Genomic DNA, 25781 nt, shown 5'->3' with positions numbered 1-25781 from the left:
ACAAAAAATCTTCTGAAACGTGCGCAAGTTGCCAAACGGTCGAGCGCTGGGGCTGCGTTGCAGCCCATCGCGAGCTGCGCTCGCTCCTACCAGGCCTTGCACAACCCCGCCCGGTAGGAGCGAGCGCAGCTCGCGATCACCGGCAGCGCCGGTGCCAGGCCTTCACATACTCAACCGCAGCGCCAGGGCCGCCAAGGTCACCAGCAGCACCGGCACGGTCAGCAGTACCCCGACCTTGAAATAATACCCCCAGCCAATCTGCACGCCCTTGCGCGCCAGCACATGCAACCACAGCAAGGTCGCCAGGCTGCCGATCGGGGTGATCTTCGGGCCCAGGTCGCAGCCGATCACGTTGGCGTAGATCATCGCCTCGCGTACCACGCCCTGGGCGTCGCTGGCATGGATCGACAGCGCCCCGATCAACACGCTGGGCAGGTTGTTCATCACCGACGACAACAACGCTGCAATCAGCCCGGTGCCCAGCGAAGCCGCCCACACGCCATGACCGGCCAGGCCATTGAGCAGGTGGGTCAGCGAGTCGGTGAGGCCGGCATTGCGCAGGCCATACACCACCAGGTACATCCCCAGGGAAAACACCACGATATGCCAAGGCGCCTCGCGCAGCACGCGGCGGGTGCTAATCACGTGCCCCCGCGCCGCCACGGCGAACAGCACCAGTGCCCCGGCGGCGGACACCGCGCTCACCGGAATGCCCAGCGGCTCCAGCACGAACAACCCGGCCAGCAGCCCCACCAGCACCACCCAGCCCACGCGGAACGTCGCGCGGTCACGGATGGCCAAGGCGGGTTGCTTGAGGCCGTCGCTGGCATAGCGGGCCGGAATGTCGCGGCGAAAATACAGCCACAGCACCAGTAAGGTGGCCGCCACCGCCACCAGGTTCACCGGCACCATCACCGCCGCATAGGCATTGAAGCCCAGGCCGAAGTAGTCGGCCGAAACGATGTTCACCAGGTTCGACACCACCAACGGCAAGCTGGCGGTGTCGGCGATAAAGCCTGCGCCCATGACGAAGGCCAGGGTCGCGGCGGCGGAGAAGCGCAACGCCAGCAACATCGACATCACGATCGGGGTGAGGATCAGCGCCGCGCCATCGTTGGCGAACAGCGCCGATACCGCCGCGCCCAGCAGCACCATGAAGGCGAACAGCCGGCGCCCGTCACCCCGTGCCCAGCGCGCCACATGCAGCGCCGCCCACTCGAAGAACCCGGCCTCATCCAGCAGCAGGCTGATGACGATCAGGGCGATGAAGGTGGCGGTGGCGTTCCAGATGATCGCCCACACGGTGGGTATGTCGTGCAGCGAAACCACGCCGAACACCAGCGCCAGCAGCGCACCCAGGCAGGCGCTCCAGCCAACGCCGAGGCCTTTGGGCTGCCAGATGACCAGGGCCAGGGTAAGCAGGAAGATCGACGCGGCTGGGAGCATGGGCAAGGCTCTTGGGGGCGGGGTTGCCCGGCTTAATGAATGCGGGCGGCGACTTGGAACATGCGTGGGTCATACATGAAGTCGTAGACCTCCACCACCTGGATACGGCTCACCGCCGGGTGCGCAGGGTTGATGACGATGTTGCGTTCCAGCGGCAAGATGGCCGAAGGGACGATCAGGCCCAGGTGGCTGTTGGCTTTCAGCCAGGCGCTGCCGAAGGCCATGCTGGGGCGGTCGGCAGGCAGGCTGGCCCAGCCTTCAGGCAGCCCGGATGCGTCGACTTCAAGGTACAGGGCAGCCTCCGCGGGCAGCTCGAAACAGGTAATCTTCAACGGGTAGGTCGGCTCGCCGTCGGCATGCACGAAGGTTTCCAGGCAGCAGATGGCCGGCGTCAGGCCCATGTACACGGCTGGCAGGTCCTGGTCATTCCAGCGTCCCCCTTCGATGGCGGCGCCCCTGCCGGTGAGGTCGGTGGCGCGCTTGGCCTTTGCGATTCGCCATGCCCGCATCAGGCAACCCCGCCCCAGTCCAGCGCGTGCAGCACCCGGCGAACCTGCTTGGCGCCGATTTCGGTTTCGCACAACAGAATGGGGGCGACATTGCCCAGGGCCTTGTTCGGCCGGGACAACCACTGCGCCGCTGCCTCGCGGTTTTCAAAGACTTCCTCGGCCAGGTGGGAAACCACGGCAATGCGGTCCAGGCGTTCGGAGGCAACGGTGTCGAGGGCTTCCTGTTCGCGCACCCGGCGCTCCAGGGTAGAGATCGACGCATTGAGCAGCAGTGCCAGGGTCAGGTCTTCAAGGTTGAAGGTGTAGCGGACCGCACGGAACAGGTGCGCCGCGAAGCCTTGCTTGATCTGCAGCAGCCGCTCGGACTCGTTCAGGGCATAGCGGCCGGCGCTGAATGCCCAGAATTCCTGGACGCTCACGCTGCGCAGGTCTTCTTTGTTACGTTGGGCGATTGAAGTGCTCATCACGCCTCCGTCAATTGACTTGGATTTTTCGTCAAATGAAGTATAGGCCTGTGCAGCGTGAAACGGCACTACCTTTCGGCAGCTGCCACGCCTGCGCCCGGCAAGGCGTGGCCGCCTGGCTCAACCTGCAGTCACGGCGGCAAAGGCTTCGCGGAACCGCGCCATGTCCTGCTCATCGCCCACGCTCACGCGCACCCAATTTGGCCAGCTAGGCCACACCCGCCCCACCAGCACCCCGCGCTTGGCCAGCCGTTCCACCACCGGTTGCGCCGGCCCGCGCAGGTCGATCATGAAGCAGTTGGTTTGCGAGGCCGTGCACCGGAAGCCCCGTTCACCCAGCCAGGCGATGGTCTGTTCGCGCAGCTGCGCGGTGTCGGCCTTGCGCTGCGGCACCAATTGCCGATCGCGCACGCTGGCCAGTGCCGCCAGCAGGGTTGGTGCAGCGGCCACGTTTTCCCCGTCGTACACTTCCAGGCGTTGCAGCAACGCGGCTTGGCCAATGGCCAGTCCCAGGCGTGCGCCTGCCATGCCGTAGAGCTTGGAGAAGGTTTGCAAAACCAGCAGCTCCGGGTGTTCCTTGACCAGGCCGATGCAGCTCTGGGCATCACTGAAATGGATGTAGGCCTCATCCACCAGCACAACAGTGCCTGCGGGTTTGTGCTTGAGCAAACGCTCGATGTCGCTGCGCGGGGTCAGGGTGCCGGTGGGGTTGTTGGGGTTGCACAGGTAGATCAGCCCAGGGGCATGGTCGGCCGCCAGCATCGCGTCTACGTCATGGGCATGGCGGGCATCCAGGGCAATGTTGTGCACTGGCACGCCGCGGGCCTGGGCCGCCTCTGCGGCCGCTTCGTAGGAAGGTTCTGCCAGCACCAGGCTGCGTGGCCCGGTGAACGCCACCACCGCATGCTGCAGGGCCAGCTTGGAGCCACAGAACACCTGTACCTGCCCGGCCTCCAGGCCGTGCTGGGCGGTGAACACGTCGATCAGTTCGTATTGGGCATCATAGGGGTAGCGCCCGCACTGGCCGATGCCTTGGCGCATCGCCTCGCGCGCGCCAGGGCTGGGGCCCCAGGGGCTTTCGTTGTAGTTGATGCGCACGGGGCTGCTGCGCGAAGGTGGCGCAGGGGTGGCGGCGTTGGCCCAGCTGAACGGGCCGAGCAGGGGCAGGGCAACGCCCAGGCCCACCAACGAGCGACGTGTCAAATCGGTCATGGAGCGGCTTCCTTGTTGTCATGGGATACAGCAAGGGACGAGGGGCAACGCCGCCGATTAATGATGGCAAAACGCCCGATTTGCCTGGCGAGTGCGCTAGATCAGCACGTTGCGCTGGCCGAGCCAGGCTTCGAACAGCTGGAACGTGGCCACTGCTGCCTGCACGCTTGCAGCCTGTGCCGCAGCGCTGGCCGGCGCCTGGCCCAGGCGGTCGAGGAAGCTGCGCCAGTAGCTGGCGGTGCGCTCGCCGTAGACATCGAGGAAGCCGGCGCCGTTGTCTGCGCCAATCCCGAAGCGTTCGGCCATGGCCTTCTTCAGCACCTGGCCACCCAGGGTCGAGCCCTCCAGCACGTACATCACCCCCAGGGCGCTGGCTTCGTCGTGCACGCTCGGCAGGGCCTGGCACAGGGGCAGGGCGTCGATATCGGCAGGGCTGAGGTTCAGGGCTTGCAGGTCCAGGCTCAGGGCGGGCAGTTTGACGCGGCCCGGTTCCTGGTAGCTGGCCAGGCGTGCCTCCAACGGTGCGTGGAAGCCATAGTACGCCTGCAGCAGGCAGCGGTAGGCTGCGGGGTCGAAGCCTGGGCTGAAGAACGGCAGGCGTGCCTCCAGCGCCTTGTGGCAATCGCGGGTGCCTTCGCGCAGGGCGAGCAGCAGGGGGCTGGGGGTGGTGGTGCGGGTGGGCATCGGTCGGGCTCTGCTGGCTATTTGCCTGGGTTGGCTTGCCGATGCTAACCCGGCACTGCCCCTTGGCGTGACTTTTGTTGCAGTAAAAGTGCAGCCGGCGTGGTAAACCGGTGACTTCGTTTCGCAACCATGAGCCTGCCGGTGAAAGCCATTCGCCTGACCCTGATCTGCCACGCCCTAACCCATGCCCAGAAAACGGGCTGCCTGGCACACCCTGACGATGGCATCCTGCCGCTCAGCGGGCCGCCTCCGGCCCTTGAACCGAGCGTGCGCGTGTTGGCCGCACCGGAGCGGCGAGCCGGGGAAACGGCGGCCTGGTTGTCTGCCCAGGTGCAGGTCGAACGGGCATTGGCTGATTGCGACCTGGGGCGTTGGCAGGGCATGCCGCTCAAGCAACTGCAGGCCGAGCAGCCGCAGGCGCTGGCGCAATGGCTGGAAGATCCGCACAGCGCGCCCCATGGTGGGGAATCGTTCGTTACGCTGAATGAGCGGGCCGGTGCCTGGCTGAAGGGCTTCGACAGGCCCGGCGATTGGCTGGCGGTGACCCACCCGTGGGTGATGCGTGCCGTGTTGGGGCAGGTGCTGGGGTGTTCGTTGGCCGGGGCGCGGTGCATCGATGTGTTGCCGTTGGCGCGGGTGGAGCTGAGTTTTACCGGGCAGTGGCGCTTGCGTCTGGGCTGACGGGCGCCACGCTGGGGGTCAGAACGCCAGCTTGTAGCCGATCAGCAGCAGCATGCCGGCCAGGCACGGGCGCAGCACGCGGTCGGAAATGCGCCCGGTGAGGTGGCTGCCCAGGTAGATGCCCGGCAGCGAGCCCAGCAGCAGGTAACCCAGCAGCGACCAGTCCATGTTGCCCATGCCGGCGTGGCCAATACCGGCCACCAGGGTCAGCGGCACGGCGTGGGCGATTTCGGTGCCGACCAGGCGGCGGGTGGCCAGGAACGGGTAAAGCAGGAACAGCGCCACGGTGCCCAGGGCGCCGGCGCCGATGGACGTCAGGGTCACCATCACCCCCAGCACTACGCCGGTGAGCACGGTCAGGGTGTTCAGGCTGCGGTCGCTGAGGTGGTAGTGGTCACCGGCATGGCGGTTGGCAAACGCCTGCAGCCGGGATTTGAACAGGATCGCCAGGGCGGTAAGGATCAGCACCACGGCCAGGCCTTGCTTGATGATGCCGTTAAGCGCCGTGGTGTCGGTGTGCAAGGTGCTGAGGAACCACAGGGTCAGGGCAGCGGCCGGCACACTGCCGAGGCTGAGCATGCCGGTGATTTTCCAGTCGATGTTCTTGTTGCGGGCATGTACCCACACGCCACTGCCCTTGGTGATGGCGGCGTAGAGCAGGTCGGTGCCCACGGCAGTGGCCGGGTTGATACCGAACCACAAGAGGATTGGCGTCATCAGCGAGCCGCCACCGACGCCGGTCATGCCGACGATGAAACCCACAACCAGTCCGGCAATGGTGAAACCGAAAGAACCTACATCCATACGCTACTCGACTGCCCAGCTTTGCCCGTTATCGGATGGAGCCAGCATATAGATTTTTTTATAGCCAAATAGACTTGTTCGTTATTAGGTTATAACCGGGGTTGTTGCTGCGGGTAGGGATCGGGGGGTGGTGGTGCCTGTGAGATCGAGCGCCGCCCGCGCGGCGCATCGCAGGCAAGCCTGCTCCTACATCTGTTTCGGGCCAGTATCGCCTGCGCCATCGCGCGCGACCGCCTTGTTGGTTCTCGCTGGAAATGTAGGAGCAGGCTTGCCTGCGATGCGCCGCGCGGGCGGCGCTCGATCTACGCCCCAACAAACACCTCAACTCCTACACCCAGGCCGTGGCGTCAAATCCTGAAACTGCCCACCAGCTGCTTCAAGCGCCCGGCCTGCTGGGCCAGGGCGTCGCAATGCTGCAGCGTCTGGTTGAGGTTCTGCACCCCTTGCTGGTTGAGCGCGTTGATCTGGGTGATGTCCAGGTTCAGGCTCTCGACCACGGCGGTCTGCTCTTCGGTGGCGGTGGCCACCGATTGGTTCATGCCGTCGATTTCACCGATACGCTGGGTCACGCTGGCCAGGCGCTCACCGGCCTGGTTGGCCACCTGCACGGTCTGCTCGCTGGACACCTGGCTGGTGTTCATGGTGTGCACCGCCTCGCGTGAGCCCACCTGCAGGCTGGTAATCATGCGGTGGATTTCCTCCGCCGACTCCTGGGTGCGGTGTGCCAGGTTGCGCACTTCGTCGGCCACCACGGCAAAGCCCCGCCCAGCCTCGCCAGCACGTGCCGCTTCGATGGCCGCGTTCAGCGCCAGCAGGTTGGTTTGCTGGGAAATGCCCTTGATCACGTCGAGAATCTTGCCGATCTCGTCGGTGCTGGCATTGAGGGTTTCGATCTGCTCGCACGACTCGCTGATGCGTTGCGACAGGGCCGTCATGGCACTGATCGCCTGCTCGACCACTTCGCGCCCGCCATGGGCCTGTTCGCTGGCACCGCTGGCGTGTTGCGAGGCGTCGGCAGCGTTACGGGCAATTTCCTGGGTAGCGGCGCCCAGCTGGTTGATGGCGGCCGCCACGCTGTTGGTGCGCATGCTTTGCTCTTCCGAGCCGAGGATCGAGGCGTTGGAGGCGTTGACCACTTTCTCCGACAGGTCGTGGACCAGGCGGGTGGCCGAGGACACTTCGCTGATCGAGGTGTGGATACGTTCGACGAAGCGGTTGAACGAGCCGGCCAGTTCACCGAATTCGTCCTTGTGCTGCACGTCCAGGCGGCGGGTGAGGTCGCCTTCGCCCTCGGCGATGTCACGCATGGCGCGGCCCATGGTGGTCAGCGGGCGCATCAGCAGCGGGATCAGCAGCCCCAGCAAGCCGGCGATGGCGGCCACGGCAATGACCATGGCGATGATCGCCGAGGTACGGAATTGGCTAAGCGCGGCGTAGGCTTTGTCCTTGTCGATCGACAGGCCGATGTACCACTGCGCCGACGGCAGGCCGTTGACGGGGGCGAACGAAATCAACCGTTCCTCGCCGTCGAGGGTAACGTCCTGCATGCCGGTGGCCACCCGCAGGTTGCTGCCGGGGTAGATGTCCTTGAGGTTTTTCATCGCCTGGGTCTTGTCGGGGCTGACGATGACCTGGCCGTTGCTGTCGGCGAGGAAGGCGTGGCCCAGGCCGCCGAAGTCCACCGAGTTGATGATCTCGACCAGGGTGTCGAGGGTCAGGTCACCACCGACCACGCCGATCAACTCGCCGCTGGCTTGGTTTTTCACCGGTGTGGCGATGGTTACCATCAGGCCGCCGACGGCGCCTTGGTAAGGCGCGGTGAGCACGGTCTGGCCTGCGCTGGCGGCGGTGCCGTACCAGGGGCGTTGGCGTGGGTCGTAGCCGGCGGGCATCTGCGCGTCGGGGCGCTGGGTGAACACGCCGTTGGCCTGGCCCAGGTAGGTGAAGAGGAAATTTCGCGTGTAGGAAGGCTGCTCGATCAGCCCGGCCAGGGTGTCGCCTGCACCTTGCTTGGCGATGTCCTGGGCCAGGTTTTCCAGCACCAGGATGCGCCCGCTCATCCAGTTCGACACGCTGCTGGCTGTCAGCGCGCCGGATTGTTGCATGGACGATTCGATGTTCTGGCGCAGGGTGTTGCGTTGCAGGTAGTCGTTGTAGAGCGTGAACAGGGCAAACGCCAGCACCACGACACCGCAGGCGCTGAGGAGAATCTTGTGGCGAAATTTCAGGTTCATGTTTCGAGACCTTGAGCCAGGGAGGGGAGGCCGCCGCGTGCTTGTGGCGCGAGGGTGGCCTGTCCCCTGGGATATCGGCTCAAGGGGTAAAAAATTGAAGCACTTGCATCACTCACCTGAGGCCATTTCGACGGACGGTGACGCCAGCTTTTCTATTAGCAGGCGGGCGGCCTGGCGCACCGGTTGCTGCTTGCGCCAAAGGACGTGAAGCGGCAGCTCCAGTGCGTTGCGGGTGTTGCCGAAATTCAGGCGCACCAAGCGCCCCTGGGCGATCAGCGGCGCGACCCGGGCCAGTGGCAGGTCACCCCAGCCGAGCCCGGCTTCAACCATTTGCAGGGCCAGGTCGAAACTGTCGGTGGACCAGTGGCTGGCGCCGATCAACGGGCGTGGGTCGCTGATCGGCAGGTCGCGGCTGCAGACCAGGATCTGGCGCACGTTGACCAGGTCTTCCAGGTTATGGATGCGCCCGGCACGTAGCGCCGGGTGGGCCGGTGACAGGGTAGCTACCAGCAACTCGCTGCCAATGTGCTGGAAGCCGCGCAGGGCATCGACCTGAAGGCCGGCGAACGCCACGCACAAGTCGGCGCGGCCGCTGTCGAGCAGTTGCAGGGCGTGCTCCTGAGGGGCGTTGAGCAGCTGGATATCGAGCAGTGGGTAACGCTCGCCAAGCACGGCGATGGCAGCCAGCAGCGGGCGATGGTCGATGTCTGGCACCACGGCCACGGTCAGGCTGCTTTCCAGGCCCTGGGACAGTTCCAGCGCATGCACCTGCAACAGCCCCAGTTGCTCGGCGATCAACCGCGCATGGGGTTCCAATGCCAATGCCTGGGCCGTGGCACGCACTTCCCGCGAACCCCGTTCGAACAGGGCATAGCCCAGCTCGGCCTCCAGGTTGCCGATGGCCATGCTGACGGCAGAAGGCACCCGATTCAGGGCGCGCGCAGCGGCAGAAAATGAGCCGCGGTCAAGTACGGCGAGAAACAGCTGAATATTGTCGCTGGAAAAGTTCATGGTAGCCTCCTGTCAGCCAATCTGAAAGCTGCTGACTTTTCCTGTCAAGCGTGTTGAATCATCCTCCTGGCATCGTGCGATTCGACACATGAGGAAACCCGGTGCAAGGCATTAAACGCAAACTGGTCTATGTGACCTTCTATGAATTGATCGGCCTGTGCATGTCGACCTTGGGGCTGGCCTACCTGTCGGATACCCAGGCGTCCCACACTGGGCCGCTGGCGGTGATGATCACCACCATCGCGATGCTCTGGAACCTGGCCTACAACAGCCTGTTCGAGTGTTGGGAGCGCCGCCAGGCTACGCGCGGGCGCAGTGTGGGGCGGCGGGTGGTGCATGCCGTGGGGTTTCAGCTGACCCTGGTGGTGTACCTGATTCCGCTGATTGCCTGGTGGCTGGGGATGAGCCTGGTAGAGGCGTTCCTGGTGGACCTGGCCTTTATTGTGCTGGTGCCGTGCTACACCTTTGCCTATAACTGGGCGTTCGACCGGATTTTCGGGTTGCCGACGTCGGCCATGGCGAGCGCCTGAGTTCGGCAGGCCTGGCCCCTTCGCGGGCAAGCCCGCTCCCACAGGGAAATCATTGCCTTCGGGCCTTGTGATGTCCCTGTAGGAGCGGGCTTGCCCCGCGAAAGGGCCGGTGCAAGTCAAGGCGGCAGGCGAATCAACAACGATTCCTGCGACTGCGACTGCGACTGCGACTGCGACTGCGACTGGGGCTGTACCTGCGGCGCTGTACCGAGCAAGCTGTCTTCCACCTGCCCCGACAGGTAATACACCCCGGCCATGGCCCCGCTCTGGCGGTTGTCCATCAATTCCTGCCATTCCTGGTTCAGCGCCACATTAAGAATCACCCGCAACTGTTCGACCTTCTGTGGCTGTTCCTGGTTGTGGCTGATCATCCCGTAACCGGCCGCCACCACCGAGATCATTGCCCCGGCCACTTTGCCCACCGCGCTCGCCACTGCACTGGCGACACCCCGTGGGGCGAGGGTGGCAGCCAGTTTCTCGCTGGCATCGGAGGCGACCGAGGACAGCCCCAGGTCAGTTCTGCCCGGCCCTTGGCCGGCCTGCTGGTGCAGGTGCTCACGCAAGGCCAGCCAGGCCGGCTGTTGCGCCAGTGGCTTGGCACGCAACAACTGGTACAGCGTGGCATCACGGGTGGGCGGTGGCCCGAGGTGGATCGCGGGAATGCGGTTCAGGCGCTGGCTGACCTGCTCTGGCGGTGCGTTGAAGCGCTGGATGATGCCTGGCAACTGCTGGCCAAGCAGCTGCAGGTAGATTTCGCTGGCGCGGTCGCGGATACCTTCGGGGTCGATCTGCTCTGCCACCGGCTCGATTACCCGTTGGTGATACTGCTCCTGCAGGTACAGGGCCAGGCGCTTTTCGGCAGGCTCATGGCCTTCGCCGCTGTTGAGCTTGTACCAGGCTACCTTCATGGTCAGCCATTGCTGGGTCCAGTAGCCGGTGAACCAGGGGATGAAGTCGCTTTCGGTGCGCTGTTGCACCTGCTCTTTCCACACCCGCATCGAGCGCCGGGCGTAATCGTTGGCAGCGCCGGCGGCGCCGGTGGATGCTTCGATCAGCGCCTGGTCGATGCCCTGCCAATCGGCAGCGGTGAGCACCGCGGGCGGCGGCGAGGCAGGCGTACGAGAGCCTGCGCAGCCGGCGAGTGCCAGCAGCAGGCAGGGCAGTATCAAGGATCGCGGGCGCACTCGGTGCCTCCTCAACATAGAGGCTGGGCTTACCCGAGTATAGGGCGGCCCTGGCGGGGCTGCCGCGTGGTTCAGCCCAGGTCGAGCTTGTCCTCAAGGCGGTCGAGGTGTTCATGCATCAACGCCAGCGCCGCCTGCGCATCGCCGGCTTCCACCGCATCGATGATCGCCGCGTGCTCTTCCCAGGCGCAGTGCTCGCAACAGGGCGACTCGTAGCGGGCGATGATCAGCGAGGTCATCGGCACCAGGCCATTGAGAAAGCGCGCCAGCGGTGCATTGGCCGCCACTTGGGCCAGCTTGAGGTGAAACTCGCCGCCCAGGCGGATCGCCGCGCAGCGTTCGCCCCGCTCATGGTGCTGGCGCTCGCGTTCCACCAGCTGGCGCAACTGGCGAATCTGGGTGGGCCGCGCCCGCTGCGCGGCCAGGCTGATCAGCGTGGTTTCGGCCAGGCGCCGGGCGCTGAGCACCTGGCGCGCCTGCTGCGGGTCGGGCGCGGCCAGGTGCGCGGTGTGGCTGGGGCGCTGTACCACTACCTGCTGGTCGGACAGGCGCCCCAGTACCCGGCGGATCACCGTGCGGCTGACACCGAAGGCGGTGCCCAGCGCCTGCTCGGGCAGCGGGCTGCCAGGCGGCAGGCGTTGCTCAAGAATGGCGTCGAACAGCCGTGGGTAAATCTGCTCGGCAGACAGCCGAGTTTCCCCGGTGGCGAGCAGGGCAGGCAGGCGGGAGGCGGTCATGGTCGCGTTCCTGGGGTCATGGGCCGGGATGTTCGTCCGGTACGTTGAGGTGAATGCCCATGCGCTGGCCTTCGGCAAGGATGTGCTGACGCATTTGGGCGCTGGCCTGGGCGCTGTTGCGGTCACGAATGGCGCGGACCACGGCTTCGTTTTCCTTCAGCCGTGCGGCCAGGTGCTCGGGCGAGTTACGCAGCATGCCGGCGCTTTGCTTGAGGGCATTGCCGGTCTGCTGCACCACGCTCTGAAAAATCGGGTTGGTGGTGAGGGCGAACAGCGCTTCGTGGAAGGCGATGTAGGCCTTGGCACCGGCGTCGTTGTCGCCGGCCTCCTGGGCTTCGCGCATGTCCATCAGGGTGAGGCGCAGCTGGCCGATGTCCTGGCTGTTGGCCGATTGCGCCACCAGCCCGACGATGAACGGTTCGAGGGTGTAGCGCAGTTCCAGCACGTCAGCCAGGCTGGCCGGTGCGGCGCTGTCGGCTGCCGGCTCCTGGGCCGCCGCCTCGGCGTCCAGCACCAGCACGCCCTTGCCAGGCAGCGCGCGCACCAGGCCGAGGGTTTCCAGCACGGTGACCGCTTCGCGCAGGCTCGGGCGGCTGATGCCCAGCTGTTCGGCCAGCTCGCGCTGGCCCGGCAACATGTCGCCGCTGCGCCACTGGCCGCGGGCCAGGGCTTTGCGCAGTTTGTCCACCACGGCGTTGACGACGGTCGATGAGCTGATCACGGTTTGCTCCTGAAAGGGCCGGCGTGTGCGCCGGCCACATGGGCTTCAGAATTCCTGTTGATGAGCGCTGGCCTGTTTGCGCGGCAGCGGGGCAAAGCCAGGCTTGCCATCGAGCACGTTCTGCGCGCGTTCCAGGTCGATGTCCTTTTCCCAGCGGGCGATGGCCACGGTGGCCACGCAGTTGCCGATGAGGTTGGTCAGGGCGCGGCCGATTCCCATGAACCAGTCCACCGCCAAGACCAGTACCAGGCCCACCACCGGGATCGCCGGCACGGCAGTCAGGGTGGCGGCGAGGATCACCAGCGCCGAGCCTGGGATGCCATGAGCGCCCTTGGAAGTCACCAGCGACACCAGCAAGATGGTCAGCAGGTCGGTCATTTCCAGCGGGGTGCCGGTGGCGTTGGCGATGAACACGATGGCCAGGGTCAGGTAGATCGAGAAGCCATCGAGGTTGAACGAGTAGCCGGTGGGAATCACCAGGCCCACGGTGGACGTGCCGATGCCCAGGTGTTCGAGCTTGCGCATGACCTGCGGCAGCACGGCATCGGACGAGGCGGTGCCCAGCACGATGGTCAGCTCTTCGCGCAGGTACTTGATGAACGGCAGCAGCTTGAGCCCCGACACGCGCATCACCGTGCCCAGCACGATCAGCACGAAGCCGGCGCAGGTCAGGTAGAACAGCGCGACCAGGCCGCCCAGGTGCTGCAGCGATTCCAGGCCGTACTTGCTGGTGGTGAAGGCGATGGCGCCAAACACGCCGATGGGCGCCAGGCGCACGATCATGCCCATGATGCGGAACACCACGTGGCTCAGTTCGTTGATCAGCCGCGAAATACCGGCAGCCGAATCACCCACCAGGTTCAGGGCGCTGCCGAACAGCACCGAGAACAGCAACACCTGGAGGATGTTGTTGTCGGCGAAGGCGCCGATCACCGAGGTCGGGATCAGGTCCATGAAGAAGGCGGTGGCACCGTGGATGTGCTGGCCGCGCTCGGCCAGGCTGCTGGCGTCGGCGCTGGACAGTTGGTCGAGGTGGATGTTGGCGCCGTTGCCGATGCCGCTGCTGAAGGCGAACACCAGGCCGATGACCAGGGCGATGGTGGTCAGCACTTCGAAGTAGATGACCGACTTGAGGCCGATGCGCCCGACCTTCTTCAGGTCGCCAGCACCGGAAATACCGCTGACCACCACGCAGAAGACGATCAGGCCGATCAACATCTTGATCAACTTGATGAAGCCGTCGCCAAGCGGCTTGAGCTGCAGGGAAAGGTCGGGGAAGCTGAGGCCGCAGGCTATACCGAGGGCCAGGCCCAGCACGACTTGCAGGAAGATCGAACGCGAGCACCACTTGAGCATGGGAGAGATCTCTTGATCGGTGTCCTTGCTTCGGTAGCCGCACGGGGCGAAAGAGCGCAGGACTTATATTATTGTGGTCTTACCGGTTTGTTCAGCGCAGGCCCATAAAACCCCGAAACATCCTGCAATGCAAGAGATTTTGGCCTTACCGGTCTGACCAGTTGTCACCTACCGTCCCGAGCCCCCGTAGGAGCGAGCAAAGCTCGCGATGCGCCGCCCCGCGGCGCCCTTGTATGCCAGCAAAAAAAAACGGCACCTGCCAAAGGTGCCGTTTTTTTCACATCAAGCGCTGTTACTTGTGCAGCTCTTCAGCAGCATACAGCGTGTTCTCCAGCAGGCAGGCACGGGTCATTGGCCCGACGCCGCCCGGCACCGGCGTGATCCAGCCGGCGCGGGGCAGGGCCGTCTCGTAGACCACATCGCCGACCAGCTTGCCGTCTTCCTGGCGGTTGATGCCGACGTCGATGACGATGGCGCCTTCCTTGACCCACTCACCCTTGACCAGGCCCGGCTTGCCGGCGGCCACCACCACCAGGTCGGCACGCCCGACATGGCCGGCCAGGTCCTTGGTGAAGCGGTGGCACACGGTCACGGTGCAGCCCGCCAGCAGCAGCTCCATGGCCATCGGCCGGCCAACGATGTTGGAGGCGCCGACGATCACCGCGTTCATGCCGTACAGGTCCTGGCCGGTGCTTTCCAGCAGGGTCATGATGCCTTTGGGCGTGCAGGGGCGCAGCAGCGGGATACGCTGGGCCAGGCGGCCGATGTTGTAGGGGTGGAAGCCGTCGACGTCCTTGTCCGGGCGAATGCGCTCAAGCAGCAGGGAGGCGTCAAGGTGTGCCGGCAGCGGCAGTTGCAGCAGGATGCCGTCGACGGCTGGGTCGTCGTTGAGGCGGTCGATCAGCTCGGTCAGGGCTTGCTGCGTGGTATCGCTGGGCAGGTCGAAAGCCTGGGAAATGAAACCGACCTCTTCGCAGTCCTTGCGCTTGTGCGAGACATAGACTTGGGAGGCGGGGTCGGTGCCGACCAGGATCACCGCCAGGCCAGGCGTGCGCAGGCCTTGCTGGCGACGCTCCTCGACACGTTGAGCGATCTGCTTGCGCAGGTTGGCGGCGATCGCCTTGCCATCGATTAGGTGTGCAGTCATAGACGGGTGATTAACCATCGAGAAAGGAACAATAAAGAGGGCGCATTCTCGCACGACACGGCCCAAGGGCAAAGGCGGGTGGTCGGGCAAATTCCCTAAGCCCTTAAATAATTTAAATTTTTTTGAAAAAGGTGTTGACGACTTTCAGGCTCGCCTATAAGATTCGCCGCACTTGTCGGGCACAGCCTAGCACTGGTTGGCTAAGTCGGGCAGAATGAGTGGTTTAGCAGTTATCTGTTAACGTCTTGTTCGGTTAGGCTTTGTAGCTTAAGCGCCCGTAGCTCAGCTGGATAGAGCATCCGCCTTCTAAGCGGATGGTCGCAGGTTCGAGTCCTGCCGGGTGCGCCATTTAGGCAGCTTGGGCAAGCAAGTAAGGCTGTAATGCAATATGGTGGGCGTAGCTCAGTTGGTAGAGCGCTGGATTGTGATTCCAGTTGTCGTGGGTTCGATTCCCATCGTCCACCCCATATTCAACGAAGGCGCCTTGATAGTCATCTGGCGCCTTTGTTTTAAGCGTTACGCGGACGTGGTGAAATTGGTAGACACACTGGATTTAGGTTCCAGCGGCGCAAGCTGTAAGAGTTCGAGTCTCTTCGTCCGCACCATGCTTCTGTAAGGTTGTAGCGTAACACCGCATTATGGTGGGCGTAGCTCAGTTGGTAGAGCGCTGGATTGTGATTCCAGTTGTCGTGGGTTCGATTCCCATCGTCCACCCCATATTTTTCAAAGGCGCCTTGGTCGTGAGACCGGGCGCTTTTGTCGTTTTTGCGTCCGGCGGTTTTTTGGCTGCGTCGCTGCAGGCGCGCGAGTGGGTGTGCGCTTTGTGTTCTTGATGGTCATTTGGTTGGCGCACCGGCGGTGTGGTGCGTGAGCTGAAAGCGCCGCCAGCTGGCGTTTTGATGCCTTTTCGGCCAGGTGGTCGGTTTCTTGCTTGCTACGCGCTGTCGTGTCGCGTGTGGCGCAAGCCTGCGTGCCACCTTCCCATGAAAAAGGATGTCCCATGAAAGTCTGTTGTACGCATCGAGTAAACCTGTACCACGTGTTGGGTGCAGTCTATGGCGCGCTGGACAAGCGCCCCGTGGTGGCTGAGGTAGGTGTTCTGCGCGGGGAGAATGCGCTCAAGTTGCATGCGGCGCTGTCGCCTTCGCGCATGGTGTTGGCCGATAGCTGGAGCAAGGATGCCAACAAGGCCTACAGCCCGTTCGACCAGCTGCCGCCGTGGGTGTCGCCGGTGGACGATTACGAGTATTACTACGGCGGGTCGCTGCACGATGACGCCACGTGGGAGCGTTTGTACCAGGAATGCCTGGCTAAGTTCGTCGACATGCCTGAAGTGGCCGTGATTCGCGCTGACAGCATCAGTGCAATCGAGAAAATTCGTGAGCAGACGGGTATCGAGCAATTCGACCTGGTGTACGTGGATGCCAATCACCAGTACGAGTACATCCTGCGCGACATGATGTACTACCAGGAACTGCTGGGGCCGGATGGCGTCATGATGCTCAATGACTGCTGCCACAGCCAGATGGGTACCCGGCAGAACCTTGGGGTGCTTGAGGCGCTGGGTAGTTTCATGAAGCGCTCGGATTTCATTCCGGTGGCCATGACCAATACCGATTGGTCTGACGTGATTCTTGTGCGCCGTGATTCGGTCATGGTGAAGCTTATCGATATGGCATTGAGCAATTCCGATGTGCCTTATGTCGAGCTGCCGCATCAATTGGTCACTGCTGCTCGCGTAGTGCATGGGGCTCAGCGGCCCAACATCAGTTTTGTCTGATTGAAGTCTGCCTCGGTGCATCGCGAGCTGTGCTCGTTCCGACAGGTTTTTCAGGGCCTGGTAGGAGCGAGCGCAGCTCGCGATGCGCCGCGCATGCGGCGCTCGTTCTCACAAGCATCAATTGGCTCGCCCCCCCCTTGTAATCCTCTGGTACCACCCCAATAAAAGCTGTTAGATTTCAGCCGGTTGAAACACCGGCCCCGTTGGCTGGCAGAGGAACACCCCAATGATCGCAAAAGAAGCCCGCCAGGCCCTGGCGTTGCAGCGCTTCGCCGAAGCCAATCCGCAGTTGCTCGAAGAAATTCGCGAGCTCGACGCGCGGGAGCAGGCCCAGCAGATTGAGTGGGCCTTCGAAGATGCTGCCGACGAGCAGGGCCTGCAGCCCTGGGAGCTGGCGCTGCAGTTGATCGCTGAAAGCCCCGAACAGCTCAAGGCCATGCGCTTGGAAACCCACCGCGAAGTGGCTGAGGCGCTGGGCCTTGAGTGGGATGAGTATTGCCAGTTCAACGAGATCGACCCGGAGTAAGCCGGTGTCGCTTTTGGGCGGGTAGTTGTTTGACAAGGTATTTCGGTTGCGTGCTGCCTCGGGCATTGCGCGGCCTTCTTTATATAGAGGCCCGACGGGCCTTGGAAACTAATCGACCGGCGTGGTTTCCCGTCGTCCCGGGTGGGGTGACTTCTGGTGCGTGACTCACTAGAATGTTTGCCCTTGATTCTGGAGTCGGGCTATCGCCGGCTAACGTCTGTGCAACGAGGAATATCCATGCAAGTTTCTGTTGAAAACACTTCCGCTCTTGAGCGCCGCATGACCATCGCCGTTCCGGCCGAGCGCGTCGAGAACGAAGTCAACAAGCGTCTGCAACAGACTGCCAAGCGCGCCAAAGTCGCGGGCTTCCGCCCAGGCAAGGTGCCAATGAGCGTGATCCGTCAGCGTTTCGAGGCTGATGCCCGTCAAGAAGCCTTCGGTGACCTGGTTCAGGCTTCCTTCTACGAAGCCATCGTCGAGCAGAAGCTGAACCCAGCAGGTGCCCCGGCCGTTGAGCCAAAGTCCTTCGAAAAAGGCAAGGACCTGGAATTCGTCGCCATCTTCGAAGTGTTCCCTGAGTTCACCGTTGCCGGTTTCGACTCGATCAACGTCGAGCGCCTGAGCGCCGAAGTGGCCGATGCCGACCTGGACAACATGCTGGAAGTGCTGCGCAAGCAGAACACCCGTTTCGAGGCCGTCGAGCGCGCTGCGCAGAACGACGACCAGGTCAACATCGACTTCGTTGGCAAGGTCGACGGTGAAGTGTTCGCCGGTGGTTCGGCCAAGGGCACCCAGCTGGTACTGGGCTCCGGCCGCATGATCCCAGGCTTCGAAGACGGCCTGGTAGGCGCCAAGGCGGGCGAAGAGCGCGTTGTCAACGTGACCTTCCCTGAGGACTACCAGAACCTGGACCTGGCCGGCAAAGCCGCCGAGTTCACCATCACCGTCAACAGCGTTTCGGCCCCACAGCTGCCAGAACTGAACGAAGAGTTCTTCGCCCAGTTCGGCATCAAGGAATCGACCCTGGAAGGCTTCCGCGCCGAAGTTCGCAAGAACATGGAGCGTGAACTGCGCCAAGCCATCAAGACCAAGGTGAAGAACCAGGTCATGGACGGTCTGCTGGCCGCCAACCCGATCGAAGTGCCGAAAGCCCTGCTGGAAAACGAAGTCAACCGCCTGCGCGTCCAGGCCGTTCAGCAGTTCGGTGGCAACATCAAGCCTGAGCAACTGCCGGCCGAGCTGTTCGAAGAGCAAGCCAAGCGCCGCGTTGTGCTGGGCCTGATCGTCGCCGAAGTGGTCAAGCAGTTCGAACTGAAGCCAGACGAAGGCAAGGTTCGCGAGATGATCGAAGAAATGGCGTCGGCCTACCAAGAGCCTGAGCAGGTCATCGCCTGGTACTACAAGAACGACCAGCAACTGAACGAAGTGCGTTCGGTTGTGCTGGAAGAACAAGTTGTAGATACTGTTCTGCAGAAAGCGACTGTGACCGACAAGTCGGTCTCGTACGAAGACGCCGTTAAGCCAGCACAGGCACCTGCCGACGCTGAGTAACAGGCTACTCTCGTAGGAAACCCCCACAAGCCAGCCTTCGAGCTGGCTTGTGCGTATTCAAGCCATGACTATTTGGGAGTGAGCGCAGGACATGTCCCGCAATTCTTATATTCAGCAGAGCTCTGACATCCAGGCCGCAGGCGGCTTGGTCCCGATGGTTATCGAGCAGTCCGCCCGTGGCGAACGCGCCTATGACATCTACTCGCGCCTGTTGAAGGAGCGTGTGATCTTCCTGGTTGGCCCGGTAGAGGACTACATGGCCAACCTGGTGGTGGCGCAGCTGCTGTTCCTTGAAGCGGAAAACCCGGACAAGGATATCCATCTGTACATCAACTCCCCGGGCGGCTCGGTAACGGCTGGCATGTCGATCTACGACACCATGCAGTTCATCAAGCCAGACGTCTCGACCATCTGCATCGGCCAGGCCTGCAGCATGGGCGCCTTCCTGTTGGCCGCCGGTGCCAAGGGCAAGCGTCACTGCCTGCCGAACTCGCGGGTGATGATTCACCAGCCACTGGGCGGTTTCCAGGGCCAGGCGACCGATATCGAGATCCACGCCCAGGAAATCCTCAACATCAAGGCGCGCCTGAACGAGCTGCTGGCCTATCACACCGGCCAGGACCTCGAGACCATCAAGCGCGACACCGAGCGTGACAACTTCATGAGCGCCTCGCGCGCGGCCGAGTACGGCCTGATCGACTCGGTCTACGACAAGCGGCAACTGGCCTCCTGAACCAGGGTGCCGGAGCAGGTAGGCGCGCAGCGCGCCTACCTGCGGACTTGAAAAAGCCCGCAATTGCCTTCATCTTGTGTTGCAAGCCTACCGGATTGGATCGATCGAATGACTGACACCCGTAACGGCGAGGACAGCGGCAAATTGCTTTATTGCTCCTTCTGCGGCAAAAGCCAGCACGAAGTGCGCAAACTGATTGCCGGGCCCTCGGTATTTATCTGCGACGAGTGCGTCGACCTGTGCAACGACATCATCCGTGAGGAGGTGCAGGAAGCCCAGGCCGAGAGCAGCGCGCACAAATTGCCTTCGCCGAAAGAAATCAGCGGCATCCTGGACCAGTACGTCATTGGTCAGGAGCGCGCTAAGAAGGTCCTGGCGGTAGCGGTGTACAACCACTACAAGCGCCTGAACCAGCGTGACAAGAAGGGCGACGAGGTTGAACTCGGCAAGAGCAACATCCTGCTGATCGGGCCAACCGGCTCGGGCAAGACCCTGCTCGCCGAAACCCTGGCACGCCTGCTGAACGTACCGTTCACCATTGCTGACGCCACCACCCTGACCGAAGCCGGTTACGTGGGTGAGGACGTCGAGAACATCATTCAGAAACTGCTGCAGAAGTGCGACTACGACGTGGAAAAGGCCCAGATGGGCATTGTCTACATCGACGAAATCGACAAGATTTCGCGCAAGTCGGACAACCCGTCCATCACCCGCGACGTTTCGGGTGAAGGCGTGCAGCAGGCGCTGTTGAAGCTGATCGAAGGCACCGTGGCTTCGGTTCCGCCGCAAGGTGGCCGCAAGCACCCGCAACAGGAATTCCTGCAGGTCGATACCCGCAACATTCTGTTCATTTGCGGTGGCGCCTTCTCCGGCCTGGAAAAGGTCATCCAGAACCGCTCCACCAAAGGTGGCATCGGCTTTGGCGCCGAAGTACGCAGCAAGGAAGAGGGCAAGAAGGTCGGTGAATCGCTGCGCGAAGTGGAGCCGGACGATCTGGTGAAATTTGGCCTGATCCCCGAGTTCGTTGGCCGTCTGCCGGTTCTGGCAACCCTCGACGAGCTGGACGAGGCTGCACTGATGCAGATCCTCACCGAGCCGAAGAACGCCTTGACCAAGCAGTACGCCAAGCTGTTCGAAATGGAAAGCGTGGACCTTGAGTTCCGCAGCGACGCCCTCAAGGCCGTTGCACGCAAGGCCCTGGAGCGCAAAACCGGCGCCCGTGGCCTGCGTTCGATCCTTGAAGGCGTGCTGCTCGACACCATGTACGAGATTCCTTCGCAGAAGGATGTCAGCAAGGTGGTGATCGACGAGAGCGTTATCGAGGGCACCTCGCAGCCGCTGATGATCTACGAAAACAGCGAGCCGCACGCCAAAGCCGCACCCGACGCCTGATCCAGGCGGTTGCCGGGCAATGGCAGCAAGTCAGTAAGGGGCCTACGGGCCCCTTTCTGCTTTTCCTGCACAAGCGCTTGTAATTTGCCAAGCGTGCCCCCACATTAGGTCCAGGCAACATTTCCACCGGTTTCCGGCCATAAGGCCGCTGTAGAGGCGAAATCATGAAGACCACCCTCGACTTGCCTCTTTTGCCATTGCGCGATGTCGTCGTTTATCCGCACATGGTCATCCCGCTGTTCGTGGGGCGTGAAAAGTCCATCGAGGCCCTTGAGGCTGCGATGACGGGCGAGAAGCAGATCCTTCTGCTGGCCCAGAAGAACCCCGCCGACGATGATCCAGGCGAAGACGCCCTGTATCGCGTGGGCACCGTCGCCACCGTGCTGCAACTGCTGAAGCTGCCTGATGGCACCGTCAAGGTGCTGGTCGAGGGCGAGCAGCGGGGCGCTGTGGAGCGTTTCACCGAAGTTGCAGGGCACATCCGTGCCGAAGTTTCCCTGATCGACGAAACCGACAGCGCCGAGCGCGAGTCGGAAGTCTTCGTGCGCACGCTGCTGTCGCAGTTCGAGCAGTACGTGCAGCTGGGCAAGAAAGTCCCGGCCGAAGTGCTGTCGTCGCTCAACAGCATCGAAGAGCCCGGTCGCCTGGTCGATACCATGGCCGCGCACATGGCGCTGAAGATCGAGCAGAAGCAGGAAATCCTCGAGATCGTCGACCTCACCGCCCGCGTCGAACACGTGCTGGCGCTGCTGGATGCGGAAATCGACCTGCTGCAGGTCGAGAAGCGTATCCGTGGCCGGGTCAAGAAACAGATGGAGCGCAGCCAGCGCGAGTACTACCTGAATGAGCAGATGAAGGCCATTCAGAAGGAGCTCGGCGATGGCGACGAAGGCCACAACGAAGTCGAAGAGCTGAAAAAGCGCATCGAAGCCGCTGGCCTGCCCAAAGATGCCCTGGCCAAGGCCCAGGCCGAGCTGAACAAGCTCAAGCAGATGTCGCCGATGTCGGCCGAGGCCACCGTGGTTCGCTCGTACCTCGACTGGCTCGTGCAGGTGCCGTGGAAGGCCCAGAGCAAGGTGCGCCTGGACCTGGCCAAGGCCGAGGAAATCCTCGATGCCGACCACTACGGCCTGGAAGAGGTCAAGGAACGCATCCTTGAATACCTCGCCGTGCAGAAGCGGGTGAAGAAGATCCGCGGCCCGGTGCTATGCCTGGTTGGCCCGCCTGGTGTGGGTAAAACCTCGCTGGCCGAGTCGATCGCTGCCGCCACCAACCGCAAGTTCGTGCGTATGGCCCTGGGCGGCGTGCGTGACGAGGCCGAGATTCGTGGCCACCGCCGGACCTACATCGGTTCCATGCCTGGCCGCCTGATCCAGAAAATGACCAAGGTGGGCGTTCGCAACCCGCTGTTCCTGCTCGATGAAATCGACAAAATGGGCAGCGACATGCGCGGCGACCCGGCGTCGGCGCTGCTGGAAGTGCTCGACCCCGAGCAGAACCACAACTTCAACGACCACTACCTGGAGGTTGACTACGACCTCTCGGACGTGATGTTCCTGTGCACCTCGAACTCGATGAACATTCCGCCGGCGCTGCTCGACCGCATGGAAGTCATCCGCCTGCCGGGCTACACCGAGGACGAGAAGATCAACATCGCGGTCAAGTACCTGACGCCCAAGCAGGTCAAGGCCAACGGTTTGAAGAAGGAAGAGCTGGAGATCGACGTCTCGGCGATTCGCGACATCATCCGTTACTACACCCGTGAAGCCGGCGTGCGTGGCCTGGAGCGGCAGATCGCCAAGGTGTGCCGCAAGGTGGTCAAGGAACATACCGGGCACAAGCAGGTCAAGGTCAAGGTCACTGGCGAACAGCTCGAGCACCTGCTCGGCGTGCGCAAGTTCCGTTATGGCCTGGCCGAGCAGCAGGACCAGATCGGCCAGGTCACCGGCCTTGCCTGGACCCAGGTGGGCGGCGAACTGCTGACCATCGAGTCGGTTGTCATCCCCGGCAAGGGCCAGCTGATCAAGACGGGCTCCCTGGGCGATGTCATGGTCGAGTCGATCACCGCCGCGCAAACCGTGGTACGCAGCCGCGCCCGCAGCCTGGGCATTGCTGCCGACTTCCACGAGAAGCACGACGTGCACATCCACATGCCCGAAGGCGCTACGCCCAAGGACGGCCCGAGTGCCGGTATTGGCATGTGCACCGCGCTGGTGTCGGCGCTGACGCAGATTCCGGTACGTGCCGATGTGGCCATGACCGGCGAAATCACCCTGCGTGGCCAGGTATTGGCCATTGGTGGGCTGAAGGAAAAACTGCTGGCGGCACACCGTGGCGGGATCAAGACCGTGATCATTCCGGAGGAGAATGTTCGCGATCTGAAGGAAATTCCGGAAAATATTAAACAGGATCTGCAGATCAAACCGGTCAAATGGATTGACGAAGTCCTGCAAATTGCGCTGCAATACGCCCCGGAGCCCTTGCCAGATGTGGCTCCTGAGATTGTCGCGAAAGATGAAAAGCGCGACGGCGATGCTAAGGAAAGAATCAGCACGCATTAGTAGTTTTTGGTTGGGGGGCTTTCCTTGACAGTTTTTTCGGGGCCTTGCTATAAAGCGGCACGCGATTGTCAACAGGCCACCCAGCGCACGTTTCATAAGCTTTTCATTACATACTTAGAAACAAACTCAATAGAGATATAAGGGGACTTAGAGTGAACAAGTCGGAACTGATTGACGCTATCGCTGTATCGGCTGACATTTCCAAGGCTGCCGCCGGCAAAGCTCTGGACGCTGTGATCGACTCCGTAACTGGCGCCCTGAAAGCAGGCGACGACGTCGTTCTGGTTGGCTTTGGCACCTTCTCGGTCAAAGACCGCGCCGAGCGCACTGGCCGTAACCCGCAAACCGGCAAGGCGATCAAGATCGCTGCTGCCAAGGTTCCAGGTTTCAAGGCAGGCAAAGGCCTGAAAGACGCCGTCAACTAAGTCGTCTTTCAGCCGGACCCGGCCAGGCCTGGTCCGAGCACGGTGACGGCGGGGCGCAAACGTTCCCGCCTGACACGTTTGCTAAGCAAAGGCGCATCCTCGGATGCGCCTTTCTTTTATCAGGATTCTACCCACGCTCCGCGGTTGTCGACGCAGTGGTACAACCGTTTCTGGGGGACGCATGCTGCAAAATATCAGGGACAATTCACAAGGTTGGATTGCCAAGACCATCATCGGCCTTATCGTCGTGTTGATGGCGTTGACCGGCTTCGATGCCATTTTCAAAGCTGCCACCCATAGCCAGGACGCGGCCAAGGTGAACGGCCAGACCATCAGCCAGAACGAGCTGGGCCAGGCCGCCGACATGCAGCGCCGCCAGCTCATGCAACAGCTGGGCAAGGACTTCGACCCGGCGCTGCTGGACGAAAAGCTGCTGCGCGATGCTGCCCTCAAGGGCCTTATCGATCGCAAGCTGCTGCTTGAAGGTGCCCAGGACGCCAAGTTCGCCTTCTCCGAGGCTGCGCTGGATCAAGTGATCCTGCAAACCCCGGAATTCCAGGTGGATGGCAAGTTCAGCGCTGACCGTTTCGACCAGGTCATTCGCCAGATGGGCTATGGCCGGATGCAGTTCCGCGACATGCTCGCCGAGGAAATGCTGATCGGCCAACTGCGCACCGGCATTGCCGGCAGCAGCTTCGTCACTGACAAGCAGGTGGACGCCTTCGCACGCCTGGAGAACCAGACCCGCGACTTCGCTTCCCTGACCTTCAAGGCCAACCCGGCCGCGGTCAAGATCAGCGATGATGAGGTGAAGGCTCACTACGACCAGCACGCCAAGGAGTTCATGACCCCTGACCAGGTGGTGATCGACTACATCGAGCTGAAGAAATCGGCGTTCTTCGACCAGGTCAAGGTCACCGACGACGAGCTCAAGGCGCAGTACGAGAAAGACATCGCCAACCTCGCCGAGCAGCGCCGCGCCGCGCACATCCTCATCGAGGTCAACGACAAGGTCACCGACGCCCAGGCCAAGGCCCGTGCCGAAGAGATCGAGCAACGCCTGGCCAAGGGCGAAGACTTCGCCAAGCTGGCCAAGGAGTTCTCCCAGGACCCAGGTTCGGCCAGCAATGGCGGCGACCTCGGCTTCGCAGGCCCGGGCGTGTACGACCCGGCCTTCGAAAGCGCCCTGTACAAGCTCAACGATGGCCAGGTGTCGGCACCGGTGCGTACCGAGTTCGGCTACCACCTGATCAAGCTGTTGGGCAAGCAGGCGCCGGAAGTGCCGAGCTTCGCCAGCCTGAAAGACAAGCTGACCCGTGACCTGAAGACCCCGTTGGTCGAGCAGCGTTACGTCGACGCCGCCAAACAGCTGCAGGACGCTGCCTACGAGGCTTCCGACCTGGCCCAACCGGCCCAGGACCTGAACCTCAAGGTACAGACCTCCAAGCCGTTCGGCCGTGAAGGCGGCGAGGGCATCACCGCCAACCGCGGCGTGATCCAGGCGGCGTTCTCCGAGGAAGTGCTGGATGAAGGTGCCAACAGCACCGCCATCGAGCTGGACCCGGAAACCACCGTGGTGCTGCGCGTCAAGGAACACCGCAAGCCTGAGCAGATGCCGCTGGAAACCGTGGCCAAGAACATCAGCGAACACCTGGCCAAGGAGAAGGCGACAGCCGAACTCAAGGCCAAGGCGGACAAGCTGATCGCTGGCCTGCGTGACGGTTCGATTGCCGCCGCCGGTGCCCACGACGGGCAAACCTGGCAGGCGCACGAAGCGGCTACCCGTGGCCAGGACGGTATCGACCCGGCCGAACTGCAGGCGCTGTTCCGCCTGGCCAAGCCGCAAGCCAAGGACAAGCCGGTATACGGCAGCGTGGTCCTGGCCGATGGCAGCCTGGTTGTGCTGCAGCTCAAGGGCGTGAACGAAGGTGCCGCGGCCAGCGACGAAGAGAAGCAGCAGATCCGCCGCTACCTCGCCTCGCGTGCCGGCCAGCAGGACTTTGCGGCGTACCGCAAGCAGCTCGAAGGCAGTGCCGACATCACCCGCTACTGAGTGATGGGTGCATGACAAAACAGGCCGCCTCGTGCGGCCT

At 62.8% G+C, this 25781-nt stretch carries 23 protein-coding genes and 4 tRNA genes; 14 read left to right on the top strand and 13 right to left on the bottom strand.

Translation table 11 applies throughout. The features are described 5' to 3' along the window. Positions 1-162 precede the first annotated feature (162 nt). From F3J44_RS09955 to F3J44_RS09935, 5 genes are all read right to left on the bottom strand, one after another. On the bottom strand, positions 163-1446 hold the full coding sequence (locus F3J44_RS09955) for an arsenic transporter (RefSeq protein WP_167272017.1): 1284 nt from the start codon (positions 1444-1446) through the stop codon (positions 163-165). Between the two features lie 32 nt (positions 1447-1478). After that, positions 1479-1955, bottom strand: coding sequence for an RES family NAD+ phosphorylase (locus F3J44_RS09950; RefSeq protein WP_167272016.1), 477 nt, complete (start codon positions 1953-1955; stop codon positions 1479-1481). After that, positions 1955-2419: an antitoxin Xre/MbcA/ParS toxin-binding domain-containing protein gene (locus F3J44_RS09945; RefSeq protein ID WP_167069562.1), complete on the bottom strand. Its 465-nt coding sequence runs from the start codon at positions 2417-2419 to the stop codon at positions 1955-1957. The genes F3J44_RS09950 and F3J44_RS09945 overlap by 1 nt, the downstream gene beginning before the upstream one ends. 120 nt (positions 2420-2539) lie before the next feature. Further along, positions 2540-3631, bottom strand: a complete 1092-nt coding sequence (locus tag F3J44_RS09940; RefSeq protein WP_167272015.1) for a pyridoxal phosphate-dependent aminotransferase — start codon at positions 3629-3631, stop codon at positions 2540-2542. 96 nt (positions 3632-3727) lie between these two features. Beyond that, entirely contained in the window at positions 3728-4315 is a 588-nt protein-coding gene (locus F3J44_RS09935; protein WP_167272014.1) for a biliverdin-producing heme oxygenase, read from the bottom strand. 141 nt (positions 4316-4456) lie between these two features. On the opposite strand from F3J44_RS09935, the gene F3J44_RS09930 reads away from it, so the two are divergent. Then, positions 4457-4996 (top strand): histidine phosphatase family protein, encoded by a 540-nt coding sequence (locus tag F3J44_RS09930; protein WP_167272013.1) that lies wholly within the window; start codon positions 4457-4459, stop codon positions 4994-4996. Positions 4997-5014: 18 nt separating this feature from the next. Here F3J44_RS09930 and F3J44_RS09925 read toward each other — a convergent pair whose 3' ends face one another. From F3J44_RS09925 to F3J44_RS09915, 3 genes are all read right to left on the bottom strand, one after another. Then, the gene (locus F3J44_RS09925; RefSeq protein ID WP_167069570.1) at positions 5015-5800 is read right to left on the bottom strand and encodes a sulfite exporter TauE/SafE family protein; all 786 of its coding nucleotides are present in this window, start codon (positions 5798-5800) and stop codon (positions 5015-5017) included. A gap of 347 nt (positions 5801-6147) precedes the next feature. Next, positions 6148-8034 (bottom strand): methyl-accepting chemotaxis protein McpA, encoded by a 1887-nt coding sequence (gene mcpA, locus F3J44_RS09920; RefSeq protein ID WP_167272011.1) that lies wholly within the window; start codon positions 8032-8034, stop codon positions 6148-6150. A 108-nt stretch (positions 8035-8142) separates the two neighbouring features. Then, positions 8143-9045: a LysR family transcriptional regulator gene (locus F3J44_RS09915; protein WP_167272009.1), complete on the bottom strand. Its 903-nt coding sequence runs from the start codon at positions 9043-9045 to the stop codon at positions 8143-8145. Positions 9046-9146: 101 nt separating this feature from the next. On the opposite strand from F3J44_RS09915, the gene F3J44_RS09910 reads away from it, so the two are divergent. Beyond that, the gene (locus F3J44_RS09910; RefSeq protein ID WP_167272007.1) at positions 9147-9575 is read left to right on the top strand and encodes a PACE efflux transporter; all 429 of its coding nucleotides are present in this window, start codon (positions 9147-9149) and stop codon (positions 9573-9575) included. 116 nt (positions 9576-9691) lie between these two features. Here the strand turns inward: F3J44_RS09910 and F3J44_RS09905 are convergent, their stop codons facing one another. The 5 genes from F3J44_RS09905 to folD all read right to left on the bottom strand — a co-directional run bounded on the left by F3J44_RS09905 (position 9692) and on the right by folD (position 14720). After that, positions 9692-10759: a hypothetical protein gene (locus F3J44_RS09905; protein ID WP_167272005.1), complete on the bottom strand. Its 1068-nt coding sequence runs from the start codon at positions 10757-10759 to the stop codon at positions 9692-9694. Positions 10760-10830: 71 nt separating this feature from the next. Then, entirely contained in the window at positions 10831-11496 is a 666-nt protein-coding gene (locus F3J44_RS09900) for a GntR family transcriptional regulator (RefSeq protein ID WP_167069580.1), read from the bottom strand. 16 nt (positions 11497-11512) lie between these two features. Then, positions 11513-12217: a FadR/GntR family transcriptional regulator gene (locus F3J44_RS30340; RefSeq protein WP_167272003.1), complete on the bottom strand. Its 705-nt coding sequence runs from the start codon at positions 12215-12217 to the stop codon at positions 11513-11515. A gap of 45 nt (positions 12218-12262) precedes the next feature. Further along, positions 12263-13573 (bottom strand): C4-dicarboxylate transporter DctA, encoded by a 1311-nt coding sequence (locus F3J44_RS09890; protein WP_167069584.1) that lies wholly within the window; start codon positions 13571-13573, stop codon positions 12263-12265. Between the two features lie 292 nt (positions 13574-13865). After that, entirely contained in the window at positions 13866-14720 is an 855-nt protein-coding gene (gene folD, locus F3J44_RS09885) for a bifunctional methylenetetrahydrofolate dehydrogenase/methenyltetrahydrofolate cyclohydrolase FolD (protein ID WP_167069586.1), read from the bottom strand. Positions 14721-14991: 271 nt separating this feature from the next. Here folD and F3J44_RS09880 point away from each other — a divergent pair. The 12 genes from F3J44_RS09880 (at position 14992) to F3J44_RS09825 (ending at position 25741) form a co-directional block, all read left to right on the top strand. After that, a tRNA-Arg gene (locus tag F3J44_RS09880) sits at positions 14992-15068 on the top strand. 43 nt (positions 15069-15111) lie between these two features. Next, a tRNA-His gene (locus tag F3J44_RS09875) sits at positions 15112-15187 on the top strand. Between the two features lie 53 nt (positions 15188-15240). Next, positions 15241-15325, top strand: a tRNA-Leu gene (locus F3J44_RS09870). 36 nt (positions 15326-15361) lie between these two features. After that, a tRNA-His gene (locus F3J44_RS09865) sits at positions 15362-15437 on the top strand. A gap of 283 nt (positions 15438-15720) precedes the next feature. Next, positions 15721-16500, top strand: a complete 780-nt coding sequence (locus tag F3J44_RS09860) for a class I SAM-dependent methyltransferase (RefSeq protein ID WP_167069588.1) — start codon at positions 15721-15723, stop codon at positions 16498-16500. A 226-nt stretch (positions 16501-16726) separates the two neighbouring features. Further along, positions 16727-17026, top strand: coding sequence for a DUF6388 family protein (locus F3J44_RS09855; protein ID WP_167069590.1), 300 nt, complete (start codon positions 16727-16729; stop codon positions 17024-17026). 237 nt (positions 17027-17263) lie between these two features. After that, positions 17264-18577, top strand: a complete 1314-nt coding sequence (gene tig / locus F3J44_RS09850; protein ID WP_167069592.1) for a trigger factor — start codon at positions 17264-17266, stop codon at positions 18575-18577. Positions 18578-18668: 91 nt separating this feature from the next. Next, positions 18669-19310: an ATP-dependent Clp endopeptidase proteolytic subunit ClpP gene (clpP, locus tag F3J44_RS09845; RefSeq protein ID WP_003259400.1), complete on the top strand. Its 642-nt coding sequence runs from the start codon at positions 18669-18671 to the stop codon at positions 19308-19310. 108 nt (positions 19311-19418) lie between these two features. Then, on the top strand, positions 19419-20702 hold the full coding sequence (gene clpX / locus F3J44_RS09840) for an ATP-dependent Clp protease ATP-binding subunit ClpX (RefSeq protein WP_167069594.1): 1284 nt from the start codon (positions 19419-19421) through the stop codon (positions 20700-20702). 164 nt (positions 20703-20866) lie between these two features. Next, the gene (gene lon / locus F3J44_RS09835; RefSeq protein ID WP_167272001.1) at positions 20867-23263 is read left to right on the top strand and encodes an endopeptidase La; all 2397 of its coding nucleotides are present in this window, start codon (positions 20867-20869) and stop codon (positions 23261-23263) included. A gap of 152 nt (positions 23264-23415) precedes the next feature. Then, complete coding sequence (locus tag F3J44_RS09830) at positions 23416-23688, top strand: HU family DNA-binding protein (protein WP_167069598.1); 273 nt, start codon at positions 23416-23418, stop codon at positions 23686-23688. A gap of 181 nt (positions 23689-23869) precedes the next feature. Continuing rightward, positions 23870-25741, top strand: a complete 1872-nt coding sequence (locus F3J44_RS09825; RefSeq protein ID WP_167271999.1) for a SurA N-terminal domain-containing protein — start codon at positions 23870-23872, stop codon at positions 25739-25741. The last annotated feature ends 40 nt before the right edge of the window (positions 25742-25781 follow it).

The sequence above is a fragment of the Pantoea sp. Tr-811 genome (genome assembly GCF_011752535.1).
Classification (GTDB): Bacteria; Pseudomonadota; Gammaproteobacteria; order Pseudomonadales; family Pseudomonadaceae; genus Aquipseudomonas.
Note: the sequence above shows the minus strand (reverse complement) of the source record. Positions and strands in the feature narration are given on the sequence as shown.

What these genes read in the sequence shown, in the direction of transcription:
- F3J44_RS09955 (WP_167272017.1), bottom strand. Translation starts at nt 1,446, where the DNA reads ATGCTCCCAGCCGCGTCGATCTTCCTGCTTACCCTGGCCCTGGTCATC.
- F3J44_RS09950 (WP_167272016.1), bottom strand. Translation starts at nt 1,955, where the DNA reads ATGCGGGCATGGCGAATCGCAAAGGCCAAGCGCGCCACCGACCTCACC.
- F3J44_RS09945 (WP_167069562.1), bottom strand. Translation starts at nt 2,419, where the DNA reads ATGAGCACTTCAATCGCCCAACGTAACAAAGAAGACCTGCGCAGCGTG.
- F3J44_RS09940 (WP_167272015.1), bottom strand. Translation starts at nt 3,631, where the DNA reads ATGACCGATTTGACACGTCGCTCGTTGGTGGGCCTGGGCGTTGCCCTG.
- F3J44_RS09935 (WP_167272014.1), bottom strand. Translation starts at nt 4,315, where the DNA reads ATGCCCACCCGCACCACCACCCCCAGCCCCCTGCTGCTCGCCCTGCGC.
- F3J44_RS09925 (WP_167069570.1), bottom strand. Translation starts at nt 5,800, where the DNA reads ATGGATGTAGGTTCTTTCGGTTTCACCATTGCCGGACTGGTTGTGGGT.
- mcpA (WP_167272011.1), bottom strand. Translation starts at nt 8,034, where the DNA reads ATGAACCTGAAATTTCGCCACAAGATTCTCCTCAGCGCCTGCGGTGTC.
- F3J44_RS09915 (WP_167272009.1), bottom strand. Translation starts at nt 9,045, where the DNA reads ATGAACTTTTCCAGCGACAATATTCAGCTGTTTCTCGCCGTACTTGAC.
- F3J44_RS09900 (WP_167069580.1), bottom strand. Translation starts at nt 11,496, where the DNA reads ATGACCGCCTCCCGCCTGCCTGCCCTGCTCGCCACCGGGGAAACTCGG.
- F3J44_RS09890 (WP_167069584.1), bottom strand. Translation starts at nt 13,573, where the DNA reads ATGCTCAAGTGGTGCTCGCGTTCGATCTTCCTGCAAGTCGTGCTGGGC.
- folD (WP_167069586.1), bottom strand. Translation starts at nt 14,720, where the DNA reads ATGACTGCACACCTAATCGATGGCAAGGCGATCGCCGCCAACCTGCGC.
- F3J44_RS09860 (WP_167069588.1), top strand. Translation starts at nt 15,721, where the DNA reads ATGAAAGTCTGTTGTACGCATCGAGTAAACCTGTACCACGTGTTGGGT.
- F3J44_RS09855 (WP_167069590.1), top strand. Translation starts at nt 16,727, where the DNA reads ATGATCGCAAAAGAAGCCCGCCAGGCCCTGGCGTTGCAGCGCTTCGCC.
- tig (WP_167069592.1), top strand. Translation starts at nt 17,264, where the DNA reads ATGCAAGTTTCTGTTGAAAACACTTCCGCTCTTGAGCGCCGCATGACC.
- clpP (WP_003259400.1), top strand. Translation starts at nt 18,669, where the DNA reads ATGTCCCGCAATTCTTATATTCAGCAGAGCTCTGACATCCAGGCCGCA.
- clpX (WP_167069594.1), top strand. Translation starts at nt 19,419, where the DNA reads ATGACTGACACCCGTAACGGCGAGGACAGCGGCAAATTGCTTTATTGC.
- lon (WP_167272001.1), top strand. Translation starts at nt 20,867, where the DNA reads ATGAAGACCACCCTCGACTTGCCTCTTTTGCCATTGCGCGATGTCGTC.
- F3J44_RS09825 (WP_167271999.1), top strand. Translation starts at nt 23,870, where the DNA reads ATGCTGCAAAATATCAGGGACAATTCACAAGGTTGGATTGCCAAGACC.